This is a genomic window from Streptomyces sp. Z423-1 (assembly GCF_013009255.1).
Lineage (GTDB): Bacteria > Actinomycetota > Actinomycetes > Streptomycetales > Streptomycetaceae > Streptomyces > Streptomyces gossypiisoli.
Map to the genome: position 1 here is coordinate 2,570,406 of NZ_CP053109.1, position 12,394 is coordinate 2,582,799.

12 protein-coding genes and 2 pseudogenes are annotated in these 12,394 nt (G+C 69.4%); 4 read left to right on the forward strand and 10 right to left on the reverse strand.

Annotation, left to right across the window (positions count from 1 at the left end; all coding sequences use genetic code 11):
* Positions 1 to 468: 468 nt before the first annotated feature.
* Positions 469 to 942, forward strand: a complete 474-nt coding sequence (locus tag HJD23_RS11495; protein WP_171112784.1) for a hypothetical protein — start codon at positions 469 to 471, stop codon at positions 940 to 942.
* A gap of 635 nt (positions 943 to 1,577) precedes the next feature.
* Here the strand turns inward: HJD23_RS11495 and HJD23_RS43705 are convergent.
* From HJD23_RS43705 to HJD23_RS11510, 6 genes and pseudogenes are all read right to left on the reverse strand, one after another.
* Complete coding sequence (locus HJD23_RS43705; protein WP_332109100.1) at positions 1,578 to 2,027, reverse strand: ABC transporter permease subunit; 450 nt, start codon at positions 2,025 to 2,027, stop codon at positions 1,578 to 1,580.
* Positions 2,002 to 2,553, reverse strand: a pseudogene (locus tag HJD23_RS44980) (ABC transporter permease subunit); the annotation flags it as partial. The pseudogene HJD23_RS44980 and the gene HJD23_RS43705, both read right to left, overlap by 26 nt.
* A 14-nt stretch (positions 2,554 to 2,567) precedes the next feature.
* Positions 2,568 to 3,233 (reverse strand): ABC transporter permease, encoded by a 666-nt coding sequence (locus HJD23_RS11505; protein WP_240980687.1) that lies wholly within the window; start codon positions 3,231 to 3,233, stop codon positions 2,568 to 2,570.
* Positions 3,188 to 3,496, reverse strand: coding sequence for a hypothetical protein (locus HJD23_RS43715; protein WP_240980688.1), 309 nt, complete (start codon positions 3,494 to 3,496; stop codon positions 3,188 to 3,190). Before HJD23_RS43715 ends, HJD23_RS11505 begins: the two co-directional genes overlap by 46 nt.
* 1 nt (position 3,497) lies before the next feature.
* Complete coding sequence (locus tag HJD23_RS43720) at positions 3,498 to 3,815, reverse strand: hypothetical protein (protein WP_232107778.1); 318 nt, start codon at positions 3,813 to 3,815, stop codon at positions 3,498 to 3,500.
* Between the two features lie 2 nt (positions 3,816 to 3,817).
* Positions 3,818 to 4,879, reverse strand: coding sequence for an ABC transporter substrate-binding protein (locus tag HJD23_RS11510; protein WP_232107779.1), 1,062 nt, complete (start codon positions 4,877 to 4,879; stop codon positions 3,818 to 3,820).
* Positions 4,880 to 5,231: 352 nt separating this feature from the next.
* Between HJD23_RS11510 and HJD23_RS11515 the strand changes: the two genes are divergently transcribed.
* Both HJD23_RS11515 and HJD23_RS11520 read left to right on the forward strand, forming a co-directional pair.
* Positions 5,232 to 5,957 (forward strand): NAD(P)-dependent oxidoreductase, encoded by a 726-nt coding sequence (locus HJD23_RS11515; RefSeq protein ID WP_232107780.1) that lies wholly within the window; start codon positions 5,232 to 5,234, stop codon positions 5,955 to 5,957.
* A 10-nt stretch (positions 5,958 to 5,967) separates the two neighbouring features.
* Positions 5,968 to 6,189: pseudogene (locus HJD23_RS11520) on the forward strand (dihydrodipicolinate synthase family protein); the annotation flags it as partial.
* Positions 6,190 to 6,323: 134 nt separating this feature from the next.
* Here HJD23_RS11520 and HJD23_RS11525 read toward each other — a convergent pair.
* From HJD23_RS11525 to HJD23_RS11535, 3 genes are read right to left on the reverse strand one after another with little or no spacing between them, the layout of a single operon-like run.
* A complete protein-coding gene (locus HJD23_RS11525; protein ID WP_171112783.1) occupies positions 6,324 to 6,890 on the reverse strand; it encodes a hypothetical protein in 567 nt (188 codons plus the stop codon).
* A 35-nt stretch (positions 6,891 to 6,925) separates the two neighbouring features.
* Positions 6,926 to 7,549 (reverse strand): GNAT family protein, encoded by a 624-nt coding sequence (locus HJD23_RS11530; RefSeq protein ID WP_171112781.1) that lies wholly within the window; start codon positions 7,547 to 7,549, stop codon positions 6,926 to 6,928.
* Entirely contained in the window at positions 7,527 to 9,785 is a 2,259-nt protein-coding gene (locus HJD23_RS11535; RefSeq protein ID WP_171112779.1) for an MMPL family transporter, read from the reverse strand. The genes HJD23_RS11530 and HJD23_RS11535 overlap by 23 nt, the downstream gene beginning before the upstream one ends.
* A 203-nt stretch (positions 9,786 to 9,988) precedes the next feature.
* Between HJD23_RS11535 and HJD23_RS11540 the strand changes: the two genes are divergently transcribed.
* Entirely contained in the window at positions 9,989 to 10,768 is a 780-nt protein-coding gene (locus tag HJD23_RS11540; RefSeq protein WP_171112777.1) for a methyltransferase domain-containing protein, read from the forward strand.
* A gap of 96 nt (positions 10,769 to 10,864) precedes the next feature.
* Here the strand turns inward: HJD23_RS11540 and gatB are convergent, their stop codons facing one another.
* Positions 10,865 to 12,379 (reverse strand): Asp-tRNA(Asn)/Glu-tRNA(Gln) amidotransferase subunit GatB, encoded by a 1,515-nt coding sequence (gene gatB, locus HJD23_RS11545; RefSeq protein ID WP_171112775.1) that lies wholly within the window; start codon positions 12,377 to 12,379, stop codon positions 10,865 to 10,867.
* Positions 12,380 to 12,394: the final 15 nt, after the last annotated feature.

Here is a 12,394-nt window from a genome sequence, read left to right on the forward strand (position 1 = left end):
CACGGCTGGACTCGGAGCGCGGATCGTCGTAGCCCTGAGTCTTCAGCCGACCGGTCGCTTCCGCACCGAGAACGACGGACAGCACCAGGAACGCGAGCGCTGCGAGGAGGACGATTCGGGGACGACGGGTCACGAAGCCCCCGTACGACGGGACATCCAGGCCTCCGATCCGGATGGCGTTTCGTGCCTGCTCTTGCGCAGGGCGGTTGTTTGCCACCGTGGACGGGGGACGGGTGGGGCCGTAGTCCCGGCTATTCGTTACTTGACAGGGGCCGTTGGCGGCTTTAGGTGGCCGGCGTCGTAGCGCACCACGACCGCGGCGGACGCCGCTTTTACCCACCGGCACGCGCCGCGTCAAGCCCCGACTTGTCGCGGCATGACCCGGGTCGGCGGGCCGGGCTTAATTGAGTCATGGGTTCACGGAGAACACCGAAACCCAGTCACCTGACTCACAAGGGGAGAACTCTCATGGCTCGCATTTCCCGCACCCAGCGTTTCGCGATTATCACCGCCTCGACGGCTCTGGCCGCAGGAGGCGCCCTGATCCCCGCTGCCAGCGCATCCGCCGCCCCCGCGGGCGCGCAGACCGCCGGCGTCACCGCTCAGGGCTTCGACAATCACCACAAGCCCCACAAGTGGGACAAGCACGGCAAGAAGCACGGCCACAAGAGCGGAAAGGGTAAGAAGGGCAAGGTCATCGTCATCATCAATAACAACAACAATAACAACAATAACGGCGGTGGTGGGGGCGCCAACAACAATAACAACAACAATAATAATGGGGGCGGTGGCGCGAACAATAACAACAACAATAACAACGGGGGTGGCGGCGCGAACAACAACAACAATAACAACAACGGGGGTGGCGGCGCGAACAACAACAATAACAACAACAATGGCGGCGGTGGGGGTGCGAACAACAACAATAATAACAACAACTGAGTCACGGTCCGGCTGGGCGGTAATGCCGTCCAGCCGGTCCGCGGCTGTCAGAGGAATAGAGCATGTGCGGGCCGCATCACGTGGCCCGCACTGTCATTGGTGTGAGTCGTTGTCGTTGTCGTTATTGGGGTTGGACTCCGGGAAATCGTCGTTGGGCTTGGGCTCCGGACCGTCGTTGTTCGATTCAGGGCCGTTGCTGTTGGGCTTGGGTTGGGGGTCGTTCCCTTCGGGCTTCGGGGCGGGGTCGTTGTTCTGGGGCTTGGGCTTGGTGTCGTCTCCTTCGGGGTTTGGTGCGGGGGCGTTGTTCTCGGGCTTGGGCTTCGAGTCGTCTTTGTCGGGCTTGGACTCTGGGTCGTTGTTTTCGGGTTTGGGTTGGAGGTCGTCGTTTTCGGGCTTGAGCTCGGGGTCGTCCCCCTCAGGCTTCGGTGCGGGGTTGTCGTCCTCGGGCTTGGGCTTCGGGTCGTCTTCTTCGGGGTTTGGTGCGGGGTTGTTGTCTTGGGGCTTGGGCTTGGGGTCGTCGTCTTTGTTGGGCTTGGATTCGGGGTCGTTGTTCTCAGGCTTGGGTTGGGAAGTTGTCGTTTTCGGGTTTGGGTTGGAGGTCGTCGTTTTCGGGCTTGAGCTCGGGGTCGTCCTCTTCAGGCTTTGGGGCGGGCTTGTCGTCTTCGGGCTTGGGCTGTGGGTCGTTGTTCTCGGGTTTGGGTTGGGGGCAGACGCCAGCGCTGAGCGGGATCGGTGGCGATCCGGGCCCACGCGGCGAGCAGCGTGGCGGACACCGTGGTGAGCACGATGGCGAGACCGGGCAGCACCGTGATCCACCAGGCGGTCTGGAGGTACTGCCGGCCCTGGGCCACCATCAGGCCCCAGCTGACGTCCGGGGGCTGGATTCCGATGCCGAGGAAACTCAGCGAGGACTCGGTGAGCATCACGAAGCAGAAGTCGAGGGCGGCGACGGTCAGCAGCGTGGGCAGGGCGATCGGCAGGATGTGCCTGTGGATGATGTGCCCTGGGGGTGCCGAAGGTGCGGGCCGCGTCGACGAACAGCCGGCTCCTGAGCTCGGCCGCCTCCGCCCGGGAGGTGCGCAGATACACCGGGATGCGGGCCACGGCGAGGATCAGCACGATGTTCAGCGCGGAGGGCGAGAAGACGTAGAGCACGACCACAGCGATGAGCAGGGAGGGGAAGCTGAGGATGACGTCGGCGACGCGCATCGCCAGGCTCTCCCTGCGTCCCCCGTGGTAGCCGGCCCACAGGCCGAGGGCCGATCCGATCACCAGTGAGCACAGCACCGCGGGGACGGCCACGGACAGGGTCGTCGCCACCGCGTCGATCAGGCGTGCGAGCACGCTGCGCCCGAGGACGTCGGTGCCGAGCAGCCCGTACACCCCGTCGCTCAGGGACGGCGGCCGCAGGGAGGCGTCCAGGTCCTGGCGCTGTGCGCGGTCGCCGATGAACAGCCGGCCGAAGAGGGCGACGAGGGCGAGCAGGGTGAGGACGACGGCTCCGGCGGCCGCGGCGCGGTCCCGGCCGAGCAGCCGCCACCAGCGCGGCGGACGGTTTCCGGCCGGAGCGGTGTCGTTCACCGGGGTGGCGGAGGTCTCTGCTGTGGTCATGCTGCTTCCTTCGCTCACGCGGGCACCGCCTGACGCACTCGGGGGTCGGTCAGCGCGTGGCAGACGTCGACCAGGATGTGCAGCGCGAAGATGGTCACCGCGGTGAGCAGAACGGCCGCCTGGAGGACCGCGAAGTCGCGCTGCAGGATGGAGTCGATCATGAGTTTGCCGATGCCGGGCCAGCCGAAGATCGTCTCCACGATCACGGCACCGTTGACCAGGTCCACCGTCAGGTCACCGGCCACGGTCAGCACGGGCGTCACCGTGTTGCGCAGGGCGTGACCGAAGATCACCCGGCGGGGCGTGGCGCCCTTGCTCCGGGCGATCTTGACGTAGGGCGCGGAGAGCGCGGAGACCATGCTGCCGCGCACCACCTGGACCAGCACACCGAACGGGCGGATCAGCAGGGTCGCGATGGGCAGGACCCAGACCTCGGGTCCGCCCAGGGTGCCCGAGGTGGGCAACCAGGCGAGGCTCACGCCGAAGACCAGGACGCCCATGACGGCGAACCAGAAGTAGGGGATGCTGGCGGCCGTCATCGACAGCAGGCCGGCGATCCGGTCGACCGGGGAGTTGGGCCGGTAGGCGGCCAGGCTTCCGATCAGTACGGCTCCGGTGATCGCCAGCAGCATGGTCACGCCGGCGAGCTGCAGGGTGACGGGGAAGGCGTCCAGCACCATCTCGGTCGCGGACGACCCGTCCGCAGCGAGGTGCCGAAGTCCAGGCGCGCGGCGTCGACGAGGTAGTTCCACAGCTGTGCCGGGATGGAGAGGTCGAAGCCCTGCGCCGCGGCGAACTCCGCGCGCTGCTCGGCGGTGGCGCTCAGCGGGAGATAGAGGTCGACCGGGTTGCCGGTCATCCGGGCCAGGAAGAACACGCCCAGCACCACGCACACCAGGGGGATGGCGCTGGAGAGTATGCGTTTGCGCAGAAAGGTAACCATGTCAGTGCTGTGCCGCCTTCGCCGGGCTGACCTCTGCCAGCCGCATCTCGTCGCCGGTGGCGGAGTTCGGCTCGTACCGGATGGACGGTGACAGGCCGAGCAGTCCGCTCATGTGGGCCAGATGGGTGTACTGAACGACCGTCTTGTTCTGGTCGGCGAGCAGCTCGGCGAAGGCCTGCCGGCGCTCCTCGCCGGAGAGGGCGTCCGCCTCGGCGATGCGCCGGTCGAGTTCCTCGGTGCCAAAGGTGGACTGCGGGCCGTCGCTCAGCAGGTACTGGCTCGTGGTGAAGGCCGCGTCCCCGGCCTGGTTGCCGTGCATGATCAGCAGGGCGATGGGGCCGACGCCCTCGGGCAGCGGCCGGAGCTGGTACTGGAGCTGGGTGCGGTGTCGGCCATACGGACTCGTACGTTCAGCCCGATCTGCTGCATCTGGTACTGGACGGCCTCAGCGGTCTCCGACACCCCGGCGAACATGCCGTTGCGGGCGACCAGGGTGATCTGCCGGTCGACGGGCACGCCGTCGGCCTTGGCCTTCTCGACCAGGGCCTTGGCCCGGGCCACGTTCTGCCGGGTCGGCCGGATCTCGTCGTTGTGTCCGACCACTCCGGGCGGGACCAGCTGCCCGGCCGGTTCGGCGAGTCCGCCGAGCAGGGCGTCGATGATGCCCTCGCGGTCCACGGCCAGGTCGACGGCCCGGCGTACCCGGAGGTCGTCGAGCGGCGGCTCGCAGCCGTCCAGCCGCAGCGCGGTCGTCTCGTTGTTCGGGTAGGAGACCGTCGTGTCCTTGTCCGCCTCGATGGGGTCGCGGGCCACCGCGATCTCCGCCTCGCACTTGTCGATCATGGCGGCCCGGACGCTCGCGTCGCTGCGCCAGACGTAGCGGGCCCGGGGGAAGGCCGGGACCTCGCCCCAGTAGCCGTCGTAGCGGTTCAGGGAGATCGCCGCTCCGAACTGCCAGGAGCTGACGGCGTAGGGGCCGGTGCCTATGGGGATACGGACCTTGGCCTCGGCGTCGGTCGTGCGCGGCACGATCTCCACGAAGCTCAGGCGCAGCGGCAGGATCGGGTCGAGTTGCTCGGTGGTGACGGTCAGCCGGGTGTCGCTCACCGCCTTCACCTCGAGGTCGGCGTCGCCGAAGACATAGCCCTCGACGTTGCAGGCGAGGTCGGAGTTGACCGCCCGATCGATGGAGAAGGCGTCCTCGGCGGTGAACGGCTCGCCGTTCTGGAAGGTCACCCCGGTGCGCGTGTCGAAGGTCCAGGTGCGCTCGTCCGTCTGCTGCCAGCCCGTGGCGAGCAGGGGGTGCAGTTCGCCGGAGTCCGGGTCGCGTTCGACGAGCGGCTCGGTGATGTTGGACCGGACGACGACGCCGGTGCCGGTCAACCTCGCAGGGTTCCAGGGTCGGTGGTTCCTGAGTGAGCACCACCCGCAGCGTGCGGCCGTCGGCGCGGCCGGCGTCACCGGCGGCGCCGCCCGCGACAGCGCAGCCGCTGGACAACAGCACCGTGCCCGCCAGGAGCATCGCAGTCGTCGCGCAGGACCGCCTTCGTCCGGCGGGCGGGATGGGGGAAACGGAGAACTTCATCGTCGGCTCGTCTCCGGTGAGTGCTGATGTGTCGCGTTCCATGTACGGCGGCCGCGAGGCGGTGCCCACAATTGCGAACGCAGTCCGCATATGTGAACGCCGAAGCTAAACCGACGCCGTGGCGGCCGTTCCATCGCCGAGCACGTGCTCATGTCGATCCTGATGCTCTCCCGGGACGTCCTGGGAGCCGACCGCGCGCTGCGTGCCGGGCACTGGCGCAATGTGGCGGTCGATCCCGCGCTTCCCTTCGGGACCAGGCTGCCGGGCCGCCGGGTGGACATCATCGGTTTCGGCGAGACCGGCACCGAGGTCGCCCGGCTCTGCCAGGCGGTCGGCCTGCGGACCCGCGCCGTACGGCGCGACCCGTCGACTCCGTTCCCGGCGGATCTGCGGCCCGACTGGGTGGGCGGCAACGACCGGCTGCCCGAACTCCTCGCGGGTTCCGACATCGTGGTGGTCACCGTCCCCCTGAACGGCGCCACCAGGGGGCTGATCGGCCCGGCCGAACTGGCGGCCATGGGCCCCGAGGCCCTACTGGTCAACGTGGCCCGAGGTCCGGTGGCGCAGGAAGATGCGCTCTACGAAGCGCTGAGCTCGGGCACCATCGCGGGCGCCGCGCTGGACGTGTGGTGGTCGGGCCCTCCCGAGGCGCTCAGCCGACTGCCCTTCCACGATCTGCCGAACGTGCTGATGACCCCGCACCATTCGGGCCACACGGCCGACACCTTCGCCGCCCGCGCGACAGAGATCGCCGACAACATCGACCGGCTGGAGCGAGGCGACGCGCTCAGCAACGTGGTCCGCGCCCCGGCGGCCGCCGGAAGCGTCGCCGCAGCACCCCCGTCCCCCGCCCGCGCTCTCCCTCACGATGAGTAGGAAAACACCCATGCTCGAAGGCGTTCTCTTCTTCCCCGTCACCCCGTTCACCGCGACCGGCGAGGTCGACCTCGACGCGCTGCGCCGGCATATCGCGGCCGGGGTCGACGCGGGCCCGGGCGGAGTGTTCGTCGTCTGCGGCACCGGCGAGTTCCATGCCCTGGACCTGGACGAGTTCACCGCGGTCGTGCGGACCGCCGTCGACGCGGTGGGGGGACGCGTCCCGGTGTACGGAACTGGCGGCCGTCATCGCCGAGGGCCGCGCCGTGCTCGCGTCCTGAGCCGCACGCCGACGCGCACGAGGGGTCCCCGCACGTCCGTCGGTACCGCAGGACGTCCAGGGACCCCTCGTGGGTCCGCGTCGGCTCAGCCGGTGGCGGGCAGGCCCAGGAGTACGCCGGTGTACTTCAGGACGGCCAGGAACAGGCCGATCACACCGAGGGAGACACCGGCCCAGGCGACCGACTTGATCCACGGCGCCTGCGGCCTTCCGGGGGCGCCGAACGCGGGGCGGGCCAGGACCACGACGCCGACGATCAGCGCGGCCAGCGCGAACACGCCGGCCCACAGGGCGTTGGCGGCCCAGGCGTCGCCGTAGCCCTCCTTGACCATGGTGGCGACGCTGGAGGACTGCGAGGTCTGCAGCTGGCCGATCAGCGACTCGCGCGCGGAGGCCACGGTGCCGACCCAGCTGCCGGTGAGCGAGACGATGCCGAGCGCGACGGCGACGACGGCGCCGGCGCCCTGGCCGACACCGGAGGGGCCTGCGTCGTGCGACGCTTCGGGCTGCGCGTCACCGTCCTCGGTGCCGGGGTCGGTGTCGGCTTCCGTGGTGGTGGCGTCCGCCGCCTCCTCGACCCGCTCCTCGTCGGTCTTCGCCCCGGCCTCGGCGCCGGTCTCGGCGGGGGTCTCGTCCACAGTCTTGGTTCCCATGCCCCGCACCGTACGGACGGAGTCTGAGAGGTTCCTTAATGATCGTTGTGAGCGAATGATCGTTGTGAGCGCTCCACGCGCGTGCCCGCGTCGGCATCACCACGCGCGCGTGCCTTCGCCCACTCCGGCGCCAGCACCGCCCAGATCTCGTAGTCCTGCCGCACGCCCCGCCAGGGATAGCTCTCGCGCAGCACGCCCTCCCGGGTCATGCCGAGCCGGCGTGCCACGTTGATGCTGGCCGTGTTGTCGGACGCCGCGTGCCACTCCACCCGGTGCATACCGCGTTCGTCGAACGCCCAGTCGATCAGGACGCGGGACGCGCGCGTGACGAGGCCTCGTCCGGTGGCCGCCGGTTCCAGCCAGACGCCGATCTCGCAGACCCCGGTGGCGGCGTCGAAGACGCGGAAGAGGACGCCGCCGACGAGCTTGCCGTCCAGCCAGATGCCGTGCAGGGAGCCGCTGTCGGCGGCGCGCTTGTCGGCGTACGCCTGGAGCAGGGCCCGGGCGGAGTCGAGGTCGGTGGCCTTCGAGCCGAACGGGATGTGCCGGGTGATGAAGTCCCGCCCGCGGTCGAGGTGGGCGAGGAACTCCTCGGCGTGCCAGGGCTCCAGGGGTCGCAGCCGGGCTCCGTCGTCGTCACCCAGGGATATCGCGTACATCCGAACGCCGCTCCTTCTCCAGTACGTCCACGACGTCCGTGAGCTTCTCACGTTCGGCGTCGACGTCCGTGAGGTTTTCCTGCTCGGCACGGGACTCGGGCGGCTCGATGCTGATCCGGGGCAGGTGCCGGTCGAGCCAGCGGGGCAGCCACCAGTTGGCGCCGCCGAGCAGGTGCATCAGGGCGGGCACCAGCAGCGTACGGAGCACGAACGCGTCGAGGGCGACGGCGGCGGCGAGCGCGATGCCGAACATGGCTATCACACGGTCGCCGCTGAGCACGAAGGCCAGGAAGACCGAGATCATGATGACGGCGGCGGAGTTGATCACCCGGCTGGTCTCGGCGAGGCCGACCCGGACGGACCGCCGGTTGTCGCCGGTCTCCAGCCACTCCTCGTACATCCGGCTGACCAGGAAGACCTGGTAGTCCATGGAGAGCCCGAAGAGCACCGACACCATGATCACGGGGAGGAAGGGCTCGATCGGGCCCGCGCGGCCGAGGCCGAGCAGTTCGCTGCCCCAGCCCCACTGGAAGATCGCGACGACCACCCCGAAGGAGGCGGCGACGGCGGCGACGTTCATCGCGGCGGCCTTCAGCGGGATGCCGACGGACCGGAAGGCGAGCAGCAGCAGCACACAGCCGAGCCCGATGACCACGCCGACGAACAGCGGCAGCTTGTCGACGATCACCTCCGCGAAGTCGTCATAGGCCGCGGTGACCCCGCCGACGTGCACGTCGAGCGAGGTGCCGGCCTCGGCGCGCGGCAGCACCTCGGTGCGCAGCCGGTCGACGAGGTCACTGGTGCTCGCCGACTGCGGGGACGACTCGGGTACGACGGTGAGGTACGCGGTGTGGCCGCCGGAGTCGAACGTCACCGGTGTCACGGCGGCGACGCCCTCGGTGGCGCGCAGGCTGCTGCCGAGGCTGTCGACGGCGAGCCGGTCCTCGGCGCCTTGGATCTCGGTGACGAGGGTGAGGGGGCCGTTGACGCCGGGTCCGAAGCCGTCGGCGAGGAGGTCGTAGGCCTGCCTGGTGGTCGTCGACGCGGGGTTGTTGCCCTGGTCGGAGGTGCCGAGGCGGAGCGAGAGGGTGGGCAGGGCGAGCAGCGTGATGACGGCGAGCGCGACGGCGCCGAGCTTCTTGGGGTGCCGTTCGACGAACGCGGACCAGCGGGCGGCGAACCCGGTGGGCAGCTCCGGCTCGGGACCGTGCTCCTCCAGGCGGCGGCGTTCACGGCGGCTGAGCGCGCGCATGCCGATGAAGGACAGCAGGGCGGGCAGCAGGGTCACGGAGGCCGCGACGGTGAGCACGACGGTCAACGAGGCGGCGATGGCCACGCCGTTGAGGAAGCCGAGCCGGAGTATCAGCATCCCCAGCAGCGCGATGCACACGGTCGCACCCGCAAACACCACCGCACGTCCCGTGGTGGCGACGGCCGTTGTGGCCGCCTCGGTGACGTCCAGGCCGCGTTTCAGGCCCCGCCGGTGGCGGGTGACGATGAACAGCGCGTAGTCGATGCCGACGCCGAGCCCGATCAGCATGCCCAGCATGGGCGCGAAGTCGGCGACGGTCATGGCGTGCCCGAGCAGCACGATCCCGGCGTAGGCGGTGCCGACGCCGACCAGGGCGGTGGCGATGGGCAGCAGGGACGCGGCGAGCGAGCCGAAGGCGAGGAACAGCACGACCGCGGCGACCCCCACGCCGACGACCTCGGCGAGATGGCCGCCGGACGGGTCGGTGAGGCCGATGGCGGTGCCGCCCAGCTCCACCTGGAGCCCGTCGGCCTCGGCGCCCTTGGCGGTGTCCACGACGGCCTGTGCCTCGGACTCGTCGATGTCCTGGGACGGGTCTCGGAAGGCGACGGTGGCGTACGCGGTACGGCCGTCCTCGCTGATCCGGCCCGCGCCCTGACCGTCGTACGGGCTCACCACGGTGGCCACGCCGGGCAGTTGCGCGATGGCGTGCAGGGTGCGGGTCATCGTCTGTTCGACGTCGGCCGCGCGGACAGAGCCGTTCTCGGTGTGCCAGACGACCGTGCCGGCGGCGCCGCCCAGCTCGGGGAAGCCCTCTTTCAGCAGCTGCCCGGCCCTCTCCGACTCGGTGCCGGGGACCTGGTAGTCGTTCGAGTACGCCGTGCCGGTCGCGGTGGCGGCAGCGGTCACGCCGCCGCAGGCGAGGAGCCACAGGAGTACGACGACCAAGCGGTTCCGAACACACCAGCGGGCGAGGGCTGCCACGAACGTGCTCCCAGGTATGACTTGTGGATCTTTGACCGGGAACAGTCGTCCGTATTCTGAACGGCCCGCAAAGAACTCATGAGCAATGCAGCCACTCTTACAGGGAGAAATGATCGTTTGGTCGTTTCGTATGTCTATTCACAAGAGTGGGAGACAGCTCACAGGACAATCGGGTGAACTCTGTCGAGCGTAAGAAGAAACCTATGCCTGATCTCACCGAGCGACTCACCAACGACCGCTACCCGCGCAGCAATCAGTACGACGCGCGCTGGGTCGTCGACCACCAGATGGGCCCGAACCCACTGTGGCTGCTGGAGTGGCTGGCCCCCGCACTCCGCCTCGATTCCCTGCCCCCACACGCGCGCGTGCTCGACCTGGGCTGCGGCCGCGCGCTCACTTCGGTCTTCCTCGCCCGTGAGTACGACGTCCAGGTCACCGCCGCCGACCTGTGGATCAAGCCCGACGAGAACGCCGAGCGGCTCGCCGCGGCGGGCGTCGCCGACCGGGTGCTGCCGGTGCACGCCGAGGCGCACGACCTGCCGTTCGGCGAGGGCACGTTCGACGCGATCGTGAGCATCGACGCGTATCAGTACTTCGGCACCGACGACCTCTACCTGCCCACCTTGATGCGGCTGGTGAAGCCCGGCGGGCGGATCGGTGTCGTCGTGCCCGCGCTGCGGGACGAACCGGACGGCACCGAGCCGCCCGAGCATCTCAAACCGTGGTGGGAGCCCGACTTCTGGTGCTTCCACTCCGCCGACTGGTGGCGACGCCACTGGACCCGCGGCGGCGCCGTCGAGGTGGAGTCCGCCGACTGGCTGAACGACGGCTGGCGGGACTGGCTGCTGTGGTGCGACGTGGTCGCCGAGGAGAGCCCGGAGGAGTTCCATCGCACGATGTCCCGCCGGGTCGGCGAGATGCTGCGGGTGGACGAGGGCCGCGCGCTGGGCTTCGTACGACTGGTGGGGCAGCGGCCGGTGTGACACCAAGGGGGGCCACACCAAGGGGGTAACAGGCCAAGGGGGTGATAGGCCAAAGGGGGTGCACCGAGACCGATGCACCCCCCATTCGTGTGTTGCTCAGCCCTCGCTGACGCCCAGCTTCTGCAGGATCAGCTCCTTGACGCGGGCCGCGTCGGCCTGGCCCCGGGTCGCCTTCATGACCGCGCCGACCAGGGCGCCGGCCGCGGCCACCTTGCCGCCGCGGATCTTGTCCGCGATGCCCGGGTTGCCCGCGATGGCCTCCTCGACGGCGGTGGTGAGCGCGCCCTCGTCGGAGACGACCTTCAGGCCGCGCTTGTCGACGACCTCGTCCGGGATGCCCTCGCCCGCGAGGACGCCCTCGATGACCTGGCGGGCCAGCTTGTCGTTCAGGTCGCCCTTCGAGACCAGCTCGGCGACCCGGGCGACCTGGGCCGGAGTGATGGCCAGCTCGTCGAGCGCCTTGCCCGACTCGTTGGCGCTGCGGGCCAGTTCACCCATCCACCACTTGCGGGCGGCGGCCGCGTCGGCACCGGCGTCGATCGTGGCGACGATCGGGTCCAGCGCACCGGCGTTGAGAATCGCCTGCATGTCCGTCGCGGAGATGCCCCACTCCTCGCGCAGCCGGTTGCGGCGCACCAGCGGCAGCTCCGGCAGCGAGGCGCGGATCTCCTCGACCCACTCCCGGGACGGGGCCACGGGCACCAGGTCCGGCTCGGGGAAATACCGGTAGTCCTCGGCCTCTTCCTTCGTACGGCCCGAGGTCGTCGTCCCCGTGTCCTCGTGGAAGTGCCGGGTCTCCTGGATCACCGTGCCGCCGTCGCCGAGCACGGCCGCGTGCCGCTGGATCTCGAAGCGCACCGCACGCTCCACGGAGCGCAGCGAGTTGACGTTCTTGGTCTCGGAGCGGGTGCCGAACTTGTCGGCGCCCTTGGGCATCAGCGACAGGTTCACGTCGCAGCGCATCTGGCCCATCTCCATGCGAGCCTCGGACACGCCGAGCGCGCGGATCAGCTCGCGCAGCTCACGGACGTACGCCTTGGCGACCTCCGGCGCACGCTCGCCCGCGCCGACGATCGGCTTGGTGACGATCTCGATGAGCGGGATGCCGGCGCGGTTGTAGTCGAGCAGGGAGTGCAACGCGCCGTGGATACGGCCCGTCGCGCCGCCCACGTGGGTGGACTTGCCGGTGTCCTCCTCCATGTGGGCGCGCTCGATCTCCACGCGGAAGGTCTCGCCGTCCTCCAGCTGTACGTCGAGGTAGCCGTTGAAGGCGATCGGCTCGTCGTACTGGGAGGTCTGGAAGTTCTTCGGCATGTCCGGATAGAAGTAGTTCTTCCGGGCGAAGCGGCACCACTCGGCGATCTCGCAGTTCAGCGCGAGGCCGATCTTGATCGCGGACTCGACGCCGGTCGCGTTGACGACCGGGAGCGCGCCGGGCAGGCCGAGGCAGACCGGGCAGGTCTGGGTGTTGGCGTCCTGACCGAGCGCGGTCGAACAACCGCAGAACATCTTGGTCTTGGTGCCGAGTTCGACATGGACTTCAAGGCCCATGACGGGGTCGTACGACGCCAGCGCGTCCTCGTACGACACCAGGTCGGTCGTGGTGGTCACGGTGAAACTTCCCTC